The organism is Streptomyces sp. NBC_00569, from assembly GCF_036345255.1.
Lineage (GTDB): Bacteria > Actinomycetota > Actinomycetes > Streptomycetales > Streptomycetaceae > Streptomyces.
On record NZ_CP107783.1, the window covers coordinates 8,071,485 to 8,090,878 of the forward strand.

The 19,394-nt window shown below is 71.5% G+C and carries 17 protein-coding genes, 1 pseudogene and 1 riboswitch; of the genes and pseudogenes, 9 read left to right on the forward strand and 9 right to left on the reverse strand.

What is annotated here, in order from left to right; translation table 11 throughout:
* The first annotated feature begins 43 nt into the window (after nucleotides 1-43).
* Nucleotides 44-139: riboswitch (glycine riboswitch) on the forward strand.
* 184 nt (nucleotides 140-323) lie between these two features.
* The gene (gene gcvP / locus OHO83_RS36325) at nucleotides 324-3,209 is read left to right on the forward strand and encodes an aminomethyl-transferring glycine dehydrogenase (protein ID WP_330280319.1); all 2,886 of its coding nucleotides are present in this window, start codon (nucleotides 324-326) and stop codon (nucleotides 3,207-3,209) included.
* 89 nt (nucleotides 3,210-3,298) lie between these two features.
* Here the strand turns inward: gcvP and OHO83_RS36330 are convergent, their stop codons facing one another.
* On the reverse strand, nucleotides 3,299-3,496 hold the full coding sequence (locus OHO83_RS36330) for a DUF5999 family protein (RefSeq protein WP_165914281.1): 198 nt from the start codon (nucleotides 3,494-3,496) through the stop codon (nucleotides 3,299-3,301).
* A gap of 335 nt (nucleotides 3,497-3,831) precedes the next feature.
* Nucleotides 3,832-4,419, reverse strand: a complete 588-nt coding sequence (locus OHO83_RS36335) for a hypothetical protein (RefSeq protein WP_329436161.1) — start codon at nucleotides 4,417-4,419, stop codon at nucleotides 3,832-3,834.
* Between the two features lie 490 nt (nucleotides 4,420-4,909).
* Here OHO83_RS36335 and OHO83_RS36340 point away from each other — a divergent pair, with 490 nt between their 5' ends.
* On the forward strand, nucleotides 4,910-6,430 hold the full coding sequence (locus OHO83_RS36340; RefSeq protein WP_330280320.1) for a glutamate-cysteine ligase family protein: 1,521 nt from the start codon (nucleotides 4,910-4,912) through the stop codon (nucleotides 6,428-6,430).
* A 22-nt stretch (nucleotides 6,431-6,452) separates the two neighbouring features.
* Here the strand turns inward: OHO83_RS36340 and OHO83_RS36345 are convergent, their stop codons facing one another.
* On the reverse strand, nucleotides 6,453-8,225 hold the full coding sequence (locus OHO83_RS36345) for a substrate-binding and VWA domain-containing protein (protein ID WP_330280321.1): 1,773 nt from the start codon (nucleotides 8,223-8,225) through the stop codon (nucleotides 6,453-6,455).
* A 164-nt stretch (nucleotides 8,226-8,389) separates the two neighbouring features.
* Between OHO83_RS36345 and OHO83_RS36350 the strand changes: the two genes are divergently transcribed.
* The gene (locus tag OHO83_RS36350) at nucleotides 8,390-9,190 is read left to right on the forward strand and encodes a CPBP family intramembrane glutamic endopeptidase (RefSeq protein WP_329436162.1); all 801 of its coding nucleotides are present in this window, start codon (nucleotides 8,390-8,392) and stop codon (nucleotides 9,188-9,190) included.
* A gap of 68 nt (nucleotides 9,191-9,258) precedes the next feature.
* Here the strand turns inward: OHO83_RS36350 and OHO83_RS36355 are convergent, their stop codons facing one another.
* Nucleotides 9,259-10,068, reverse strand: a complete 810-nt coding sequence (locus OHO83_RS36355) for a PhzF family phenazine biosynthesis protein (RefSeq protein ID WP_330280322.1) — start codon at nucleotides 10,066-10,068, stop codon at nucleotides 9,259-9,261.
* A gap of 140 nt (nucleotides 10,069-10,208) precedes the next feature.
* On the opposite strand from OHO83_RS36355, the gene OHO83_RS36360 reads away from it, so the two are divergent.
* Nucleotides 10,209-10,826, forward strand: a complete 618-nt coding sequence (locus tag OHO83_RS36360; RefSeq protein WP_330280323.1) for a PadR family transcriptional regulator — start codon at nucleotides 10,209-10,211, stop codon at nucleotides 10,824-10,826.
* A 92-nt stretch (nucleotides 10,827-10,918) separates the two neighbouring features.
* Here the strand turns inward: OHO83_RS36360 and OHO83_RS36365 are convergent, their stop codons facing one another.
* Together OHO83_RS36365 and OHO83_RS36370 are read right to left on the reverse strand one after the other, a co-directional pair.
* Nucleotides 10,919-11,347, reverse strand: a complete 429-nt coding sequence (locus OHO83_RS36365) for a type II toxin-antitoxin system Rv0910 family toxin (protein ID WP_266668182.1) — start codon at nucleotides 11,345-11,347, stop codon at nucleotides 10,919-10,921.
* A 123-nt stretch (nucleotides 11,348-11,470) separates the two neighbouring features.
* Nucleotides 11,471-11,659 (reverse strand): hypothetical protein, encoded by a 189-nt coding sequence (locus OHO83_RS36370; protein WP_266668180.1) that lies wholly within the window; start codon nucleotides 11,657-11,659, stop codon nucleotides 11,471-11,473.
* Between the two features lie 199 nt (nucleotides 11,660-11,858).
* On the opposite strand from OHO83_RS36370, the gene OHO83_RS36375 reads away from it, so the two are divergent.
* From OHO83_RS36375 to OHO83_RS36385, 3 genes and pseudogenes are all read left to right on the forward strand, one after another.
* Nucleotides 11,859-12,371 carry a Clp protease N-terminal domain-containing protein gene (locus OHO83_RS36375; protein WP_330280324.1) on the forward strand — a complete coding sequence of 171 codons (513 nt, stop codon included), beginning with the start codon at nucleotides 11,859-11,861 and terminating at the stop codon, nucleotides 12,369-12,371.
* A gap of 168 nt (nucleotides 12,372-12,539) precedes the next feature.
* Complete coding sequence (locus tag OHO83_RS36380; RefSeq protein ID WP_330280325.1) at nucleotides 12,540-13,598, forward strand: EamA family transporter; 1,059 nt, start codon at nucleotides 12,540-12,542, stop codon at nucleotides 13,596-13,598.
* A gap of 258 nt (nucleotides 13,599-13,856) precedes the next feature.
* Nucleotides 13,857-14,788 (forward strand): annotated as a pseudogene (locus tag OHO83_RS36385) (DMT family transporter); the annotation flags it as partial.
* 67 nt (nucleotides 14,789-14,855) lie between these two features.
* On the opposite strand, the gene OHO83_RS36390 reads toward OHO83_RS36385, so the two are convergent.
* Nucleotides 14,856-15,554 (reverse strand): pyridoxamine 5'-phosphate oxidase family protein, encoded by a 699-nt coding sequence (locus OHO83_RS36390; RefSeq protein WP_266668176.1) that lies wholly within the window; start codon nucleotides 15,552-15,554, stop codon nucleotides 14,856-14,858.
* A 35-nt stretch (nucleotides 15,555-15,589) separates the two neighbouring features.
* Between OHO83_RS36390 and OHO83_RS36395 the strand changes: the two genes are divergently transcribed.
* Nucleotides 15,590-16,921: an aminotransferase class I/II-fold pyridoxal phosphate-dependent enzyme gene (locus OHO83_RS36395; protein WP_330280326.1), complete on the forward strand. Its 1,332-nt coding sequence runs from the start codon at nucleotides 15,590-15,592 to the stop codon at nucleotides 16,919-16,921.
* Here OHO83_RS36395 and OHO83_RS36400 read toward each other — a convergent pair.
* Entirely contained in the window at nucleotides 16,912-17,901 is a 990-nt protein-coding gene (locus OHO83_RS36400) for a DMT family transporter (protein ID WP_330280327.1), read from the reverse strand. The two genes, OHO83_RS36395 and OHO83_RS36400, sit on opposite strands and share 10 nt — an antisense overlap.
* 75 nt (nucleotides 17,902-17,976) lie before the next feature.
* On the opposite strand from OHO83_RS36400, the gene OHO83_RS36405 reads away from it, so the two are divergent.
* Nucleotides 17,977-18,918 (forward strand): LysR family transcriptional regulator, encoded by a 942-nt coding sequence (locus OHO83_RS36405; RefSeq protein WP_266668170.1) that lies wholly within the window; start codon nucleotides 17,977-17,979, stop codon nucleotides 18,916-18,918.
* On the opposite strand, the gene OHO83_RS36410 is transcribed toward OHO83_RS36405, so the two are convergent.
* Nucleotides 18,915-19,382, reverse strand: coding sequence for a pyridoxamine 5'-phosphate oxidase family protein (locus tag OHO83_RS36410; RefSeq protein WP_330280328.1), 468 nt, complete (start codon nucleotides 19,380-19,382; stop codon nucleotides 18,915-18,917). The two genes, OHO83_RS36405 and OHO83_RS36410, sit on opposite strands and share 4 nt — an antisense overlap.
* Between the last annotated feature and the right edge of the window lie 12 nt (nucleotides 19,383-19,394).

The window sequence follows — 19,394 nt, forward strand, 5'->3', positions numbered from 1 at the left end:
AGGCCGGGGGTGTTGTCGCCGCTGGTAGGCTTGCGATGGCTGCTGACCCCGTGCGGGAGAGTCCTTCGGATGACACCGGAGGCGCCGAAGGAGCAACTCCTCCCCGGAATCTCTCAGGCCCCTGTACCGCACGGACGAGGTCACTCTGGAAAGCAGGGCGGGCGTTCAGGCCTCCGCTCTCACCGACGGTGAAAGTCGTCATGCCCTCCGTGATGTGGGGTGTGCCGGTGAAACTCTCAGGTTGAGATGACAGAGGGGGAGGCCGTCCGGGCACCCGCGCCGTGGTGCCCCTCGCAGGTCGCAATGACCAGGAGGCCTCGCCAATGACCGCCAACCGTATTCCGCTCTCCCAGCTGGAGCAGGGAATCCCCTTCGAGCAGCGCCATATCGGTCCGGATGAAGCAGCGCAGGCCAAGATGCTCGCGCAGGTCGGGTACGGCTCGCTCGACGAGCTGACGGCGGCCGCAGTCCCGGACGTGATCAAGAGCGCCGAGGCGCTCGATCTTCCCGGGGCTCGTACCGAGGCCGAGGTGCTCGCAGAGCTCCGCTCCCTCGCCGACCGCAACCAGGTCCTCGACTCGATGGTCGGACTGGGCTACTACGGCACGTTCACGCCGCCCGTCATACTGCGCAACGTCATGGAGAATCCGGCCTGGTACACGGCGTACACGCCCTACCAGCCGGAGATCTCGCAGGGCCGGCTCGAGGCGCTGCTCAACTTCCAGACGATGGTCGCCGAGCTGACCGGCCTGCCCACCTCGGGCGCCTCGCTGCTCGACGAGGGCACGGCCGCCGCCGAGGCGATGGCGCTGTCCCGGCGCATGGGCAAGGTCAAGAACGGCGCCTTCGTGGTCGACGCGGACGCGCTGCCGCAGACCATCGCCGTGATCCGGACGCGTGCCGAACCGACCGGGGTCGAGGTCGTCGTCGCGGACCTGTCCGACGGCATCCCGGCCGAGGTCGCCGAGCGCGGCGTCGTCGGCGTTCTGATCCAGTACCCGGGCGCCTCCGGTGCCGTCCGCGACATCAAGCCCGTCATCGAGCAGGCCCACGAGCTGGGCGCCGTCGTCACGGTCGCCGCCGATCTGCTCGCCCTCACGCTGCTGACCTCGCCCGGTGAGCTCGGCGCCGACATCGCCGTCGGTACGACGCAGCGCTTCGGTGTCCCCATGGGCTTCGGCGGTCCCCACGCCGGCTACATGGCCGTCCGCGAGAAGTTCGCGCGCAGCCTGCCCGGCCGCCTCGTGGGCGTCTCCGTCGACGCCGACGGCAACAAGGCGTACCGCCTGGCGCTGCAGACCCGTGAGCAGCACATCCGGCGCGAGAAGGCCACCAGCAACATCTGTACCGCTCAGGTGCTGCTCGCCGTCATGGCCGGCATGTACGCCGTCTACCACGGGCCCGACGGCCTCAAGGGCATCGCGCGGCGCACGCACCGGTTCGCGACGCTGCTCGCCGAGGGCCTCAAGGCCGGCGGTGTGGAGGTCGTGCACGGCGCGTACTTCGACACCCTGACCGTGAAGGTCGCGGGCCGGGCCGCCGATGTCGTGAGCGCCGCGCGCGAAGGCGGCGTCAACCTCCACCTCGTCGACGCCGACCATGTGTCGATCTCGTGCGACGAGACCACGACGCGTACCCAGCTGGGCGCCGTGTGGACCGCGTTCGGTGTCGAGGCCGATGTCGACGCGCTCGACGCGGCGGCCGTGGACACGCTGCCCGAGGGCTTCCTGCGTGGCGACGACTACCTGGCGCACCCCGTGTTCCACGCGCACCGCTCCGAGACCTCGATGCTGCGCTACCTGCGCAAGCTGGCCGACCGTGACTACGCGCTCGACCGCGGCATGATCCCGCTGGGCTCCTGCACGATGAAGCTCAACGCGACGACGGAGATGGAGCCGGTCACCTGGCCCGAGTTCGGTCAGCTGCACCCCTTCGCGCCCGCCGACCAGGCGCAGGGCTACCTCACGCTCATCCGTGAGCTGGAGGAGCGTCTCGCGGAGGTCACCGGCTACGACAACGTGTCGCTCCAGCCGAACGCCGGTTCCCAGGGCGAGCTGGCCGGTCTGCTCGCGGTCCGCGGCTACCACCGCGCCAACGGCGACGACCAGCGCACCGTCTGCCTCATCCCGTCCTCCGCGCACGGCACGAACGCCGCGAGCGCCGTGATGGCCGGTATGAAGGTCGTCGTGGTGAAGACGGCCGACGACGGCGAGATCGACGTCGCGGACCTCCGCGCCAAGATCGAGCAGTACGCCGACGAGCTCTCCGTCCTGATGATCACCTACCCGTCCACGCACGGTGTCTTCGAGGAGCACGTCGCCGACATCTGCGCGCAGGTGCACGACGCCGGCGGTCAGGTCTACGTCGACGGCGCCAACCTGAACGCCCTGGTGGGTCTCGCCAAGCCGGGCCACTTCGGCGGCGACGTCTCGCACCTCAACCTGCACAAGACGTTCTGCATCCCGCACGGCGGCGGCGGCCCCGGCGTCGGCCCGGTCGGCGTCCGCGCGCACCTCGCGCCGTACCTGCCCAACCACCCGCTGCAGCCCGCCGCCGGACCCGAGACCGGCGTCGGCCCGATCTCCGCGGCTCCGTGGGGCTCCGCGGGCATCCTGCCGATCTCGTGGGCGTACGTGCGTCTCATGGGCGGTGAGGGCCTCAAGCGGGCCACGCAGGTCGCGGTGCTCAGCGCCAACTACATCGCCAAGCGGCTCGAGCCGCACTTCCCGGTGCTGTACACGGGTCCCGCCGGCCTCGTCGCGCACGAGTGCATCATCGATCTGCGCCCGATCTCGAAGGCGACCGGCGTCAGCGTCGACGACATCGCCAAGCGGCTCATCGACTACGGGTTCCACGCGCCGACCATGTCGTTCCCGGTTGCCGGGACGCTGATGATCGAGCCGACCGAGAGCGAGGACCTGACCGAGCTCGACCGGTTCTGCGAGGCGATGATCGCCATTCGCGGGGAGATCGACAAGGTCGGTTCGGGCCGGTGGCCCGCCGAGGACAACCCGCTGCGCAACGCGCCGCACACCGCGGCCGCGCTCGGCGGCGAGTGGGAGCACGCGTACAGCCGCGAGGAGGCCGTCTTCCCCGCCGGTGTCGTGGCCGCCGACAAGTACTGGCCGCCGGTCCGCCGCATCGACCAGGCGTACGGCGACCGTAATCTCGTCTGCTCGTGCCCGCCCATGGACGCGTACGAGGACTGATACACACGCTGACATGCGTCAGGGCCGGTTCCGGGGTCTCCCGGGGCCGGCCCTTTCGTACGGGGGACGCCGTCGGCGTCCGGCTGCGCTCAGGCCGCGGTGACGACGTGCACCGGGCGGTGCGGCGCGATGATCTGGCCGTTGGGCAGCAGCTCACCGGTGTCCTCGAAGAGCAGGACGCCGTTGCAGAGCAGACTCCAGCCCTGTTCGGGGTGGTGGGCCACAGGGAGCGCGGCCTCCCGGTCGGCGGAGTCTGCGGACGGGCACGGTGGCTGGTGCTGGCACATGGATGGGATCTTTCCCTGTGAAGTGATGTCGGTGATGGGTGTGATGTCGCTGTCTGTCCTGCGGCTCGAAGCGTTGTTCATGGCCGCCCCCCGTTTGTCGGTCGGTCCGGAACCCAGTGTTGCCCCACGGGCGTCAATCCGCAGGTATTTCGTCGCAGCGGTCCTCACTGGATGATGACGCGTCACCCGTGCGGACGGTTCACCCCAACTGCACTGTCCCTTCGGGTGGTTCGGGGTGGCCTGACCGGGCTAGTCCGGACGGGCCCGCGAGGGCATGACTGCGCCCCGCGACCGGTCGGCATCGGCAGCGGGGCGCGTCGGACGGTCCGGTCGCGTCAGGCGGGTGAGCCCAGAAGTGGCGCGGGGGTCAGTCGATGAGTGAGGACGGGCAGCAGTTCGGCGACCCGGTGGGGGCGGTGGGCGGCGATGCCGGGCGGCGCGGGCGCGAGCGGGACCAGGAGATCACTGGCCGCGGGATGTCCCGTGGAGGCGTCGGCGTTGCAGTCCCCGTGCAGCCAGAGGGTGAGCATGTACAGCTCCGGGACCGAGAGCAGGCGCGGTTGGTAGGCCGCGGGCATGGACTCGGCCTGGCGCAGCGCGCGTTCGGTGGCCGCGAGGTACGGGCCCTCGAAGAAGTGCGAGAACGCCCAGCCGTCGGCGGTCAGCATCGTGTCCGCGGCGGCGACCGCGCGCTCCCCGCAGCGGATCAGGAACCGCCAGCCGGCGAGTCGGGTCGGCGAGGGGCCCGCGCTGCCCGTGACCCGGTCCAGTACATGGACGGGCAAAGGGAGTTCGGGGCTCACCGGTCCTTGGGCGGAGCGCAGGGAAGGGGTGCGGGCCTCGCGGACTGCGGTGGGGGAACCGAGGGCCGTGAGGACGGTGCGCAGGGCGGGCGCGGGAGCCGGAGGGACATGCAGCGGCATGGTGGGTCGCCTCTCATTCGGCAGGCACGGTGGATCGAGGGCGTGGCGGGACGAGCGGACGGCGCTGTCTGCTGACCGGGCCAGAGGGGGCGGGGCAGGTACCGCGAGCGCCAACTCTCTGCCTCGTTCGCGAAGTTTATACGACACGTGTTCACGCAGTGTTTCGTCTAGCCGTCGCGAAAATACTCGGCAAGGCGTTATTCGGTCGCCGGGATGAGGGAAATCTCCCGATTTCCAGCGGGGCCGGGTCCGTGACCTCGTAATCTTCACGGCGAGCGGACGGCCGATTCTCGTCGGCGTTTATCACCAGGCTAGGTGGAATCGACTCTTCGACATGCTGCATGCCGCGTGAATGTGCCCCGTGACAACTGCTGCGAGCCTACTCGCCCGTGGCCGGAAGCGGGGCGTTATCGATCAACTTGCCTGGGCATCATCCACCGTGACACAGCGGCCGGGAGGGCCGGCCGCCCACGCGAGGAGGGACGCTTCCATGGGGGAGAAGGTCGTGGCGGGCGCGTTCGACCTGTCCGATCGGCGGCACTACCGCAGGAAGTTGCAGCAGTGTCTGGCGGGGCTGGGGCGACTCCTGGAGGAGGAGAGGTTCGACCGTCCGAGGAATCTGATGGGCCTGGAGATCGAGTTGAATCTCGCAGGACCCGACGGCATGCCGAAAATGATGAATGCGCAAGTTCTCGAGCGCATCGCGAGCCGTGATTTCCAGACCGAACTCGGAATGTTCAATCTGGAAGTGAACATTGCCCCCCATCGATTGGAAGGCCGCGTTCTCGACCGGCTCGCCGAGGAGCTCAGGACCGGCCTCGCCTATGCCCACCGGAAAGCGAACGAGGTGGACGCCGGGATCGTGATGATCGGCATTCTCCCGACGCTCGGGCCCGATGATCTCGTCTCCGCGAACCTGTCGGACGTGGACCGCTACAGCCTCCTCAACGACCAGATGGTGGCCGCGCGCGGCGAGGACTTCGTGGTCGACATCGACGGGGTGGAGCACCTGCGCTGCAGCTCGGGGTCCATCGTGACCGAAGCGGCCTGCACCTCCGTGCAGTTGCACCTCCAGGTCACGCCCGCCCGCTTCGCCGACGTGTGGAACGCGGCGCAGGCCGTCGCGGCCGTGCAGGTCGCGGTCGGCGCCAACTCGCCCTTCCTGTTCGGGCATGAGCTGTGGCGGGAGTCGCGGCCGCCCCTGTTCCAGCAGTCGACGGACACCCGCCCGCCCGAGCTCCAGGCCCAGGGGGTACGGCCGCGTACCTGGTTCGGCGAGCGCTGGATCAGCAGCGCGTACGACCTGTTCGAGGAGAACCTGCGCTACTTCCCCCCGCTGCTGCCCCTGTGCGACGACGAGGAGCCGCTGCGCGTCATCGACGACGACGGGGTGCCGGCGCTCGGCGAGCTCGTCCTGCACAACGGCACCGTCTACCGCTGGAACCGGCCCGTGTACGGGATAGCCGACGGCATGCCGCACCTGCGCGTGGAGAACCGCGTCCTGCCCGCGGGGCCCACGGTCACCGACGTCATCGCGAACGTCGCCTTCTACTACGGCGTCGTGCGCGCCCTCGCCGAGGACGCCCGCCCCGTCTGGACCCGCCTGCCCTTCGACGCGGCGGCCCGCAACTTCGACGAGGCGTGCCGGTACGGGATCGAGGCGCGCCTCGACTGGCCGCGCCGGGGCCGCTTCGGCGGGGTCGAGAAGGTTCCCGCCGTCACGCTCGTACGGGACGAGCTGCTGCCGCTGGCCGCCGCCGGGCTCGACGCCTGGGGGGTCGAGGCGGCCGACCGTGACTTCTACCTCGGGGTGGTCGAGGAACGCTGCCGGCGGCGGGTCAACGGGGCCTCGTGGCAGGCGGCCACGTTCCACCGCGCGCTGGAGAGCGGCCTGGAGCGCGACGCGGCGCTGGCGGCGACCACCCGGCGCTACTGCGAGCTGATGCACGCGGGCGACCCGGTGCACACCTGGCCGGTGGGGCTCCCGGCGCCGGCGGTGCAACTGGGCTGACCGGCGCGGCGGTTCGGCCGGGTCAGCCCTTGGCGCCCGCCTCCACGATCGCCTTGAGGATCACCGCGTGGATCTCGGCCGGGTCGCTGACCTGGTGCCCGGAGCCGCCGGTGGCCCCGGCGATCTGCTCGACCTCGTCCTTGTCGGCGTCCGGGCCGACCGCGATGGCGATGAGCGGCACCGGGTGCTGCGGGTCGGCGAGGCTCTGGAGCCGTGAGACGAGGCTGCTGCGAGAGAGGGACCCGGGGTCCTGGTTCGCACCGTCGGTCACGACCACGAGGGCGTTGAACTTGCCGTTCCGGTAGGAGGACGTGGCGTCCTCGTAGGCGGCGAGCGTGGTGTCGTAAAGACCCGTGGCGCCGCCCGGCACGGGCTGCAGGCCGCTGAAGGCCTCGGACAGTCTGTCGCGCTGGGTGCCGCCGGCCTTGCGGTCGCCGAGACGCTCGGTAGGTACGAGTCTGCGGTAGTCGCGGTTCCCGTCGAGAAGCGTGGCGAACTCCCACAGGCCGATCTCGTCCTCGGGCGTGAACGTGGCGAGCGCCTGGAGCATCGAGGCCTTCGTGACCTCCATGCGGGACTGGTTGCGGCCCGGCACATAGTTCGCCATGGAGGCGGAGGCGTCCACGACGACGGTGATCCGGGCGCTCTGCACCGTGATCGTCCACATGCCGAGGGTCTCCTGGAGCTCCTTGTCCGTCGGGGGCTCGGAGTCCGACGCCGCGTACGGCTGCGGGCTGCGGCCTCCCGCCCCGGCGACCAACGCGTCCGAGGGCTCCTCGTCGTCCGTCCTGAACCCGTGCCTGTCCAGGATCCTGACGCCGGCGTCCTCGCCGAGCAGGGTCATGAAGCGGATCGCGGCCCGTCGCTCGTCCGTCGACTTGACGCCCTCGTCGACCAGCGCGAGCGGGTAGTCCAGCTGCGGCGAGCCGTCCTTCGGGTAGAAGAGTTCGAGCCCGTCCTTGTCGCCGGCGCTCGCGTTGTACCGGAACGAGGACTGCTCGGAGAGGATCAGCGCCTGATTGCGGCGCGGATTGCCCTGCTCGGTGCCGGAGGAGTCGCGCGCCAGGGTGTCGGTCAGCCGGCCGTCGCTGTCGGTGGTGCGCTGTGAGAGCGCCTTGGCCATGGCGGCGGCCTCGGTGTCGCCCTCGGACTCGGACTTCTCGGTCGAGGCGCCCAGCTGGGTCAGGGCGAGGAGACCGGTCGCGCTGCGCGCGGGGTCCGCGGTCCCGAGCCGCAGCTTGTCGCCCTCCATGGCCGCGCCGGTCAACTGCGCCCAGGTGTACTTCTTCGCTGGCCAGCCCATGCTCTTCGCGGCCGACGGCACCATGCTGATGCCGATGGGGGAGGAGGCCACGTTGCCCACCGCCGTGACCGGAGTGGCGTTCCCGCCGAGGCCGGCGCGCCGGATCCACAGACTCGAATCCGGCACCCACGCCTCGTAGTCCCCGGTGCCCTTTTGGCCCTTGCGCAGGGCATCGGCGGTCTTGTACGACTCGCCCGCCCGCACGCGGGTGTCGAGGCACTGTCCATCGGAGGTCAGGTGGTTCTTGCGGGCGAGGTCCGCGGCGTCGCGCAGGGCGGGGGCGATGTCGGGCGAGGCGGCGATGTCGAGATGGACCGTCTTGCCGTCGCAGGTCCCGCCCAGGGAGAGCAGACCGCTCCGGGCGGCCAGAGCCGTGCCCCCGGCGACCACGAGGACGAGGGCCGTGGCGATGGCGACGGTCCGGCCGCGCGTGCGGCGGCGGGGGGCGACCGCGTCCGTCCCATACTCGTCGGGCAAGCTGTGACGTCCCATGCGGTGGTGCCCTTCCCTGGGTCAGGGCCCGACGGAAGGGGAGAGGTACACCAAAGAACGGCCTTCGTCCCCCCGGCCTGTCGCGCGCGATCTTCGTACCTGTATTCGAGACCCTAGCGGGGCTAGGTGGGGGATGAGGCGGGATTACTCAACTGGAGGCAGGTGTGCAGGCGGAGGCGGGTGCGGTGGCTGATTCCTTTCCGAACGAGCGGCTCTCGCGAGAGATTCTTCGGAACGAGACACTGCTCGTCCTGGCGCTCTCGCTCGGTGCGAGCGGAGTGTCCGCGCTGATCAGCTTTGTCGGGTCGGTCACGAAACCGGGGGGTCTGAAGGACCAGGCGGCGACCCTGAACGCCTCGGCGGCTCCCGGGCGGCCGTGGCTCGATCTGGCGTGGCAGTTGTTCGGGATCGCGAGCGCGCTCGTCCCGGTCGCGCTCGTCGCGCACCTGCTGCTGCGCGAGGGCGTCGGGATGCGGACGATCGGCTTCGACCGTACGAGACCACTCTTCGACGCGACCCGCGGCGCGGTGATCGCGGCGGTCATCGGCAGTACGGGCATCGCTTTCTACCTGGCGGCCCGTGGCCTCGGCTTCAACCTCACGGTGGTGCCGGAGGCGCTGCCCGATGTGTGGTGGAAGTTCCCGGTCCTGATCATGTCGGCGATCCAGAACGCCGTCCTCGAGGAAGTGATCGTCGTCGGGTATCTGCTGCGCAGGCTGGGGCAGTTGGGCTGGACGCCCGGTACCGCGATCGTGGCCAGCTCGGTGCTGCGCGGCTCGTACCACCTCTACCAGGGCATCGGCGGCTTCTTCGGGAACCTCGCGATGGGCCTGGTGTTCGCGTATCTGTACCGCCGTTGGGGGCGGGTCGGGCCGCTGGTGGTGGCGCACTCGCTGCTCGACATCGGCGCGTTCGTCGGATACGCGCTGCTCGCGGGGAAGGTGGGGTGGCTGCCCACGGCGTGAGGCCGGGGCGGGTGCCGGAGGCAGGGGGCGTACGAGATCTTCGTACGTCCCCTGCGGCGTGCGAGGCCCTAGGCGAGCAGGTCGCCCTCGATGACCGTGACGGCGCGGCCGGTCAGCAGGGTCCGGGCGCCGCGCAGTTCGGTGCGCACGAGGCCCGTGCGGGCGGAGGCCTGGAGGCCGGTGAGTTCGGCGCGGCCGAGGCGCGCGGACCAGAACGGTGCGAGGGCCGTGTGGGCGCTGCCGGTGACCGGGTCCTCGTCGATGCCGACACGCGGGAAGAAGCAGCGGGAGACGAAGTCGTAGGCGCCGTCGGGGTCCGCGGCGCGGGCGGTGGCGATCACGCCGCGCTCCGAATGGGTGGCGAGCGCCTTGAGGTCGGGTGCGAGGGCGTGGACGGTCTTCTCGTCCGCGAGTTCGACGAGCAGATCGCCCACCTGACGGCCGGTGTCGTGCACCGAGAGGGGCTCGGCGCCGAGGGCTGCCGCGACCCCTTCGGGGCTGTCGATACGGGTCAGGGGCGCGGTCGGGAAGTCGAGCGTGATCGTGCCGTCCTCGCGCGGGGTCGCGACGAGCACGCCGCTGCGGGTGGCGAAGCGGACCGGGCCGTGGGTGGTGCCGGTGCTGTGCAGCACGTGCGCGGTGGCCAGGGTGGCGTGGCCGCACATGTCGACCTCGGTGGCGGGGGTGAACCAGCGCAGCGCCCAGTCGGCGCCGCCGCCGGCGGGCAGCGGATGGGCGAAGGCCGTCTCGGCGTGGTTGACCTCGGCGGCGATGTCCTGGAGCCGGGCGTCGTCGGGGAAGGCGCCGAGGAGCAGTACGCCGGCGGGATTGCCGGCGAAGGGGCGGTCGGTGAAGGCGTCCACGATTCGAATGCGCATGGGGCCGACGCTACGGGGACGGCGAAAGCGCAGGCCAAGGCCAATTCGGAAGAGCTGGACCGGCAGAGGGTTGTCAGCCGAACAGTTCCGATATATCGTTGACGCATCGCGACCGATCAACGATGGAAGGAATGATTGCGATGCGTTCCCATGGCCACGAGCATGAGCACGGACACGGACATGGACAGTGCGGGCCCGGCCATCCCGGTCGGGGCGGCTTCGAAGGGCGGCGCGCCGCCTTCGGCCCCTTCGGGCCGGGCTTCGGCCCGGGACCCTGGGGTGGCGGCGGGCGCGGCGGCCGGGGCGGGCCTCGTGGAAGGGCACGGCGCGGCGACGTACGCGCGTCGATCCTGGCCCTCCTGAAGGACCGTCCGATGCACGGCTACGAGATGATCCAGGAGATCGCCGAGCGCAGCGGCGGGGCGTGGAAGCCCAGCCCCGGTTCGGTGTACCCGACCCTCCAGCTGCTGGAGGACGAGGGCCTGATCGCCAGTGAGAGCGAGGGCGGCAAGAAGCTGTTCGCGCTCACCGACTCGGGCCGTTCCGCGGCCGACGAGGGACCCGACGCCCCCTGGGAAGAGGCCGGGCGCGGGGTCGACTGGGACACCCTGAACGAGATCCGGCAGGCCGGCTTCGGTCTGATGGAGGCGTTCGGGCAGGTCTGGAAGACCGGCAGCAAGGAGCAGCGCGAGAAGGCGCTGACCGTCATCAACGACGCCCGCAAGAAGCTGTACCTGATCCTCGCCGACGAGGACTGACACGTCCTCGTGGTGATGCCCCGTACCGACAGAGGAAGGCGCCCCGCACCGAGTGTGCGGGGCGCCTTCGCGTGCTCGCCGGCGTGTCCGGCTCAGGCGACGAGGCCGGCCAGTTTGCGCAGCGACTCGTTGAGCGCGGCCGTCGCCGAGTCCTTGAGCTTGCCCGCCATCAGGGACACCGCGGCGCCGGTGAACTCGCCGTCGATGCGGACCGTCGTTCCGTCGCCGTCCGCGGTCAGGGTGTAGCGCGTGCCGACGTTGACGCCCATCGGGCCCTTGCCCCTGATGGCGAGGGTGCGGGTGGTCTCCAGGTCCTCGACGGTCCAGGTCACCTCCGCCGGGAAGCCCATGAGCTTCATGTTCTCCTCGAACGTGCCGCCCACTTCGAGCGACGTGGGGGCGCCCTTCGGGAAACTCGTGTGTGTGGCGTTCCACTCACCGTACGTGGTGAAGTCGGTGAGCTGGGCCCAGACCTTCTCCGCGGGCGCCCCGATCCGTGCTTCCGCGCTGACTTCGGCCATGCGACCACCCCTTCTCGACGAGAGCTGCGGCGGGCGCAGCCGTGGTGTCGCGGAAAGTAGCCGCAGGGCCTCGAACATTCAATACTGATGAAGTGTCAGAAACGGATGGGCGGGGATCCGCGGTCAGCCGAACTTCTCGATGACCGCGGCGTCGAAGAGGTCCGAGGCGCGCGGGAACGGCCCCTCGTCGTGGCAGTGCCAGGCATCCCAGAACAGGTCGGCGAGCAGCGCGTCGTCAGGTGCGTAAACCCGGTACACGTACTGTCTGCCGTCGATCGCCGGCAGGGCCACGAGCCAGCACCTGCTCTTCATACTTGTGAAGGACGAGTTCCGGTACGCCTGTGGTTGCGTCAGGGGCGCGATGCAAGGCGGCGCGAGCCCCTCGGGGTAAAAAGGCGCGATCTCATCCGTAAGGAGGAGAACTCACTCATGCGTGCCCACCTTGTGTCGGACGTGGAAATGCTTCCCGCCGGGGATGCCCGGCCGGACAGGGGCTGATGAGGTGGGAGATGTGCAAAGCCCTACCCCGTCCGAGGCCACCGCAAGCGGCCACAGTCGTGCAGATGTTGACACCAGGCTCAGTCCCGAGCTCGCCTCGGTGGTGGCCGGCGCGCGCCGCAGAGCCGTCCGTGACGGGGACCGTCAGATCGACACCGCGCATCTCCTGCACTCGCTCCTCGAGACCGACCCTCAGGTGCGCGAGGCCTTCGGCGGCGGTCCGCAGCTCGCCCGTCTCCTCGGCTACCTCGTGCAGCGGAGCATCGGCTACGGCCTCCAGTGGCAGGGCACGGTCGAGGACTCCGGAGCCGTGCCCGTCGTGGCGGGGCTCGGCTGGTCGCCCGCCGCGGCCGCCGCGATGGAAGCCGCGCTCGACCGCGCCGAGCGCCGCGGCGACGCGCGTGCGCGCGGCGTGGACCTCCTCACCTCACTCGTGGCGGACCGGGAGTGCCGCGCCGTCGAGGTGCTCGGACGGGCCGGGGTCGATGTGGAGAACCTGCAGCGGCATGCCGAGGCCGGGTGCTGAGGCGAGCGGTTCTGGGCTGAGGCCTGGCTCTGTGCCGAGGCTTGGTTCTGTTTCCGGGTGCGGCTCCTGAGGCCGTGCCCCTGGTCGTCGTGTCCGGCACGTCCGGCACGTCCGGCACGTGAGACAGGGGTCATCGGGGATGACGGTCATGACGCCGGCTGTCATGATGTGCCGGTGCATGCGTCTCAGGGGATTCAGGCGAACCGCGGGCGAGGTGTCGGACTGGGGCTCGCCCTTGTCTCGGCGCTCGCCTTCGGCGGTTCCGGTGTGGCGGCGAAGCCGCTGATCGAGGCGGGTCTCGACCCGCTCCACGTGGTGTGGCTGCGCGTCGCCGGCGCCGCGCTCGTCATGCTGCCCGTCGCCTGGCGGCACCGCGCCCTGGTCGTCCAGCGGCCCGCGCTGCTCGCCGGGTTCGGCCTGCTCGCCGTCGCCGGTGTGCAGGCCTGCTACTTCGCCGCGATCTCCCGTATCCCCGTCGGCGTCGCCCTCCTCATCGAGTACCTCGCCCCCGCGCTCGTCCTCGGCTGGGTGCGTTTCGTGCAGCGCAGGCCCGTGACGCGCGCCGCCGCGCTCGGCGTGGTCCTCGCCGTCGGCGGCCTCGCCTGCGTCGTCGAGGTATGGGCGGGCCTCAGCGTCGACCTGGTCGGCCTGCTGCTCGCCCTCGCCGCCGCCTGCTGCCAGGTCGGCTACTTCGTCCTGTCCGACCAGGGCAGCGACGCGGGGGACCGGGCGCCGGACCCGCTTGGCGTGATCGCGTACGGGCTGCTCGTCGGCGCCCTCGTCCTGACGGTCGTGGCGCGCCCCTGGGGCATGGACTGGTCCGTGCTCGGCGGCAGCGCCTCGATGAACGGCACCTCCGTGCCCGCGTGGCTGCTGCTGGGCTGGATCGTGCTGATCGCCACGGTCATCGCCTACGTCACCGGAGTCCTCTCGGTGCGCCGGCTCTCGCCCCAGGTGGCCGGAGTCGTGGCCTGCCTGGAGGCGGTCATCGCGACCGTGCTGGCCTGGGTGCTCCTGGGCGAGCACCTGTCGGCGCCGCAGATCGTCGGCGGTGCGGTCGTCCTGGTCGGGGCGTTCATCGCGCAGTCCTCGGCCCCGGCGAAACCCGAGATCGTCGCCGTTGCCGTCGAGGCGGCCCCGGACTCGGCAGCGGACTCGGCAACCCCGGACAACGTGCCCCCGGGGCGGCCGGACAAGACGTTGTCCGGCCGCGGAAGGGCGAACTAGGGTGTTGATCATGCATTCACGCGCACTCGTGCTTCCGCCCCAGGCCGCTTGACGCGGGCGGTGGCGGTCCGGAGCATCGCGCTCCGACGGCCCGTCTGACGAAGATCCGGCTCGGGACGACCCGAGCGGGTCACGGCTGCCCGCAGACGACAGTCCGCGTCCCCGCCCCGCCCCCGTCCGTGGGGCGCGGCGGCCTTCTTCGTGGAGAACCACGTGTCGCACACTGTCGCGGCTGACTCAGCCGACACCTCGTCCCGTATGCCGCCCGCCGGAGCGGCACCGCTGTTGCCCGTCGGGCGCGGGCTCTTCCACCTCGTCGTCGCCGGCGCCGCCTGGGGCACCGCGGCGCGGCCGCCTCGCTGGTCTTCCGGGCCAGCGACCTCGGCCCCGCAGCCCTGTCGTTCTGACGCTGTCTGGGCGGCCTCGGCCTGCTGCTCGTGGCGCGGGCCCTGCGACCGCGCAGGATCCGGCCCGCGTCGGAACCGCGTCGGCGCAAGGCGGTGCGGGTCGTCGTCACCGGGATCGCCCTGAGCGTCTTCCAGACCGCGTACTTCGCGGGGGTCCAGGCGACCGGGCTCGCCGTCGCCACCGTGGTCACGCTGGGCGCGGGCCCCGTACTCATCGCGCTCGGCGCGCGCCTGACCATGGGCGAACGGCTCGGCGGCGGTGGGCTGTCGGCCGTCCTGGGCGCGCTCGCGGGCCTGACCGTCCTTGTGCTCGGCGGCGGGGGCGCGGCCGTGCGTCCCGCCGGGGTCGCCTCCCTGGTCTCGGCGGCCGGCTACGCCGTGATGACCCTGCTGACGCGGTGGTTCGGGCGGGACGGCCGGTCGGGCGATCAACTCGGCACGTCCGTGCTGACGTTCGCCGTCGCCGCGGTGAGCCTCCTGCCGCTCGGGGCGCTGGAGGGTCTGGTGCCGCAGACCTCCCAGCCGCTCCAGGTGCTGGGGATGCTGGTCTACATCGCGTCAGTACCTACTGCGCACGCCTACGCCCTGTACTTCTCGGGCGCCGCGGTCGTCAGGTCCGCGACCGTCTCGGTGATCATGCTGCTCGAACCGGTGAGCGCCGCCGTCATCGCGGTCGTGCTCCTCGGCGAGCGGCTGACCGCGCCGACGGTGGCGGGCACGGTCCTGATGCTGGCCGCGGTGACCGGGCTCGCCGTCGCCGAGGCGCGCGAGGCAGGAGGCGAGGGCGCCCCGGTGCGCGTACCGACGCTCACCGGGGCGGGCTCGTCCCAAGAGGCGCCATGGAAGTGCCCTACGGAACCGACAGGTAGTCCGGCACCGCGATGCCCGGCGCGAGGTCGTCGGCCGGGACCGGCGCGCCGTGGCCCTTGGTGAGCGGGACCACGCCGGTCCAGTACGGCAGGCCGAGGTCCTCTTCGTCGTCGTTCGGGCCGCCGGCGCGTACCCGCGCGGAGACCTCCGCGAGGTCGAGACGCAGGACGGAAGTGGCCGCGAGCTCCTTGTCGTTCCCGGGGCGCGAGTCCTGGGAGCGGCCCGGCACCACGTGGTCGACGAGCGCGTCGAGAGCCGTGCGCTTCTCGTCGGGGTCGGTCACCTGGTGGGCGAGGCCGTGCACCACCACGGAGCGGTAGTTGAGCGAGTGGTGGAAGGCGGAGCGCGCGAGCACGAGACCGTCGACATGGGTGACCGTCAGGCAGACCTGCAGTCCGGGGTCGGCCGCGCCCGCCATGCGCTGGACGCGCGCGCCCGTCGAACCGTGCACGTAGAGGGTCTCGCCGACGCGTCCGTACAGGGTCGGCAGCACGACGGGGGAACCGTCGCGGACGAACCCGAGATGGCAGATGTACGCCTCGTCGAGTATCGAGTGGACCAGCTCGCGGTCGTAGTGCGTCCGCTCGCGCATGCGGGCCGGGACGGTGCGGTCGGTCACCGGGTAGGAGGCGGAGGCGTCCCCGGAAGCGACGGTGCCGGGCTCGGATGCCACGCTCATTGCAAACTCCATTGCACTAGTGCATAATCTGCTTTGTGCTAGGAGAGTATCCGATCGAAGGACGGCGCGCAGCAGAGATTGCGGCCAGCGTGGAGCGCGCGGTGGGCGGCGGTGACCTGCAGCCGGGTCAACTTCTGCCGCCGATGAGGGAGTTGGCCCAGCATCTCGGGGTCAATCCCAATACGGTCGCGGCCGCCTATCGCACGCTCCGTGAGCGTGGAGTGATCGAGACCGCGGGGCGACGTGGCAGCCGCGTGCGGTCCAAGCCGGCCACGACGGCGCGCGAGCTGATCCGCGTCGACGTACCGGCCGGGGTGCGCGACGTCTCGGACGGCAACCCCGACACGGCCCTGCTGCCCCCGCTCGCCGAAGCCTTCGCCTGGGCGGCCGCGCAGGGTGACAAGGCGCCCGTCCTCTACGGCGACGGTCCCCTGGAGCCGGAACTGGCACGCCACGCGCGCGTGGCCTTCGACCAGGACGGGATCCCGCAGGCCCCCGTCGCCGTCGCGTCGGGCTCCCTCGACGCCATCGAGCGGGTGCTCGCCGCGCACCTCAAGCCCGGCGACGCCGTCGCCGTCGAGGACCCGGGCTGGGGCAGCCTCCTCGACCTGGTCCCGGCGCTCGGGCTGCGCCTGGTGCCCGTCGGCGTGGACGACGACGGGCCGCTGGCCGACGAGGTGGAGCGGGCCCTGAGCGCGGGGGTGCGGGCCCTGGTGGTCACCGACCGCGCCCAGAACCCCACCGGCGCCGCCGTCACCGCGCCACGCGCGCGTGCGCTGCGCAAAGTCCTGGCGGCCCACGAGGACGTACTGCTCATCGAGGACGACCACGGGCACGGGATCGTCGACCTGCCGCTGTATCCGCTGGCCGGTGTGACGCGGCACTGGGCGTTCGTCCGCTCCGCCGCCAAGGCCTATGGGCCCGACCTGAGGCTCGCCGTGCTGACGGGCGACGCGGTCACGGTCGACCGGGTGCAGGGGCGGCAGCGCCTGGGCCCCGGCTGGGTGAGCCGCATCCTTCAGCGGGCCGTCGCCCGGCTGTGGACCGAAGGCACGGTGGACACACGCGCCGTCGCCGCGTCCTACGGGCGGCGCCGCGACGCGCTCGTCGCGGCCCTCGCCGAGCGCGGGGTCGAGGCGTACGGGCGCAGCGGCATGAACGTGTGGGTGCCCGTACCGGACGAGACGGGGGCGGTCGCACGGCTGCTGCACGCCGGGTGGGCCGTCGCGCCAGGGGCGCGCTTCCGGATGGGGGCGGCGCCCGGGGTGCGCATCACCGTGTCGACGCTCGGCGCGGACGACATCGGCCCGGTGGCCGACGCCGTCGCGTCCGCCACCGGGCCGGCCCCCGCGCGCCGTTACGGCTGAGGGCTACGCCGGGAGGTCCGCGCCCTGGACTGTGTGAGCGCCGCGCCCGCCAGCACGATCACCGCGCCGATCGGGGTGGACCAGGTCAGGGACTCGCCGAGCAGGGCGACCCCCGCGGCCGTCGCGATCACCGGGATGAAATAGGTGACCATCTGCGCCGTGGTCGGACCGACCTCCGCCACCAGGCCGTACTGGATGAGGAAGGCGAGGCCGGTGCCGAGTGCGCCCAGGGCGACGATCGCGAGCAGGGGCACGACCGGGAGGTGGGCCGGGAGTGTCGTGAACACCGGGGTGACGACGGCCAGTTGAACCGTGGCCATCAGGAGCTGCGCGCCGGAGAGCGACAGGTTCGAGTGGCCGGTCCCGGCCAGCGTACGGCGCAGATAGATCCAGCCGACCGGGTAGCTCAGCGAGGCGAGCAGCGCCATGGCCGTGCCGGCCAGGTCCAGGCCGTGGAATCCCTGCCACACGCCGAGGACCGTGAGCACCCCGAGGAAGCCGATGCCGAGGCCCGCCACCCGGCGGCGCGTGGGCCGGTCCTCGGAGAGGGCCACCAAAGACAGGGCCATGCCCCACAGCGGAGACGTCGCGTTGCAGATGCCGGCGAGCGTCGACGGGATCGTCTGCTCGGAGAACGCGAACAGCGAGAACGGCAGGGAGTTGAGCAGCAGCGCCGCCACCGCGATGTGCCCCCAGGTCCGCAGGCCCCTCGGCAGCCGCTCACGCTTCACGGCCATGGCCACGGCGAGCACGGCCGTGCCGAACGCGAGCCGCCCCAGCGTCACCTGGAACGGTGCGTAGCCGTCGGTGCCGACCTTGATGAGGAGAAAGCTGAAGCCCCAGATCAGCGACAGGGCGCCGAAGCGGACGCGCCAGTCGAGGGCGCGGCGGGCCCGTGCGGAGGCAGGTGTCTCCGTGGGGATGCCGGAAGGCGCGGGGGCCGGAGTCGCAGGGGGCGACGAGGAGGCGACGGTGCTCATGGGCGTAACGATGCAGCCCCACGACCTCTTAGCACAAGCGAGACTTGTTCCCTGGTATCGCTTAGCATCGCTTAGATGTTGAATCTGGAGCGTCTGCGCACCCTCGACGCACTCGCCCGCCACGGGTCCGTCAGCGGCGCCGCGGCAGGGCTGCACGTCACGACGTCCGCCGTCTCGCAGCAGATGGCCAAGCTGGAACGCGAGGTCGGCCAGCAGCTTCTCGCCAAGAACGGCAGGGGAGTGCGCCTCACCGACGCCGGGCGGCTGCTCGCCGAGCATGCGGGGCGGATCCTGTCCCAGGTCGAGCTCGCGCAGTCGGACCTGGAGGCGCACCGCGGGCAGGTCGTGGGGGAGCTGCGGATCTCCGCGTTCCCGACCGCGGCCCGCGGCCTCTTCCCGCGCGCCCTCGCGGCCCTGCGCGCGGAGCACCCGGGCCTGCGGCTGCGCTCGCAGGAGCTGGAGCCCGAGCTGGGGGTCGCCGGGGTCGTGCGCGGCGACCTGGACCTGGCGGTGGTCCTCGACTGGTACAACAAGCCGATGCCGCTCCCCGACGGCCTGGTCAAGGCGGCGATCCTCGACGATCCCGCCGATGTCGCGATGCCGGCGGACCACCCCCTCGCCGGTCGCCGCGAGGTGGGCCTGGAGGACTTCGCCGACGACGAGTGGATCACGTGGGGCGAGGGTGAGTTCTGCCACGAGTGGCTGCTCTTCACGCTGCGCGCCAAGGGCGTCGAGCCCCGTGTCGGCCATCGCGCCGCCGAGACCCACACCCAGCTCGGCCTTGTCGCCGCCGGGCTCGGTGTGTGCGTGGCACCGCTCCTCGGGCGCGATCCGGTGCCGGACGGGGTGGTGACCGTGCCGGTGCGTCAGCGCGTACGCCGGCACGTCTACGTCGTGTGGCGGGCCGACGCGGACCGGCGGCCGTCGATCAGGGCGGCGGTGAGGGCGCTCCGGAGCGTGGGAGCGAGTCTGGGCGGGGACGTCGCCCTGAGAGAGGGGTCCGCACGACAGGGCTAGAGCGACTCCAGCTTCCTGAAGTCCCACGACGCGATCTTGTCGGGCGTGAGCCGGGCCCAGGCGTGCCGGCCGTCGTGCACCATCTCGTCCATCGCGAAGTTCTTGCGGGCGAACAGCCGCTCGGGGACGTCCAGTTCCGGTACGGGCTCACCGGTGCGCGGGCTCTCCCCGACGAACTCCACCGAGCCCGACAGCTCGGCGCCGCGCAGCTCCCCGTACTCCTCGCCCGCGTCGATCACGACAGCGATGCGCGGGTCATTGAGGAGGTCGGCCCAGCGGCGACTGCGCGTGATCGAGTACAGCCACAGGCATGTGCCGTCCCAGACGAACCACAGGGTGCTGACGTGTGGGGAGCCGTCGGGCGAGACCGTGGCGACGCGGCAGGTGCGCTGGGATCCCAGGAACTCGTCCAGCTCGGCCGGTGTCATCATGATCCTTCGACCCCGGCGCTGTGTGACGGCCATGCGTACTCCCCT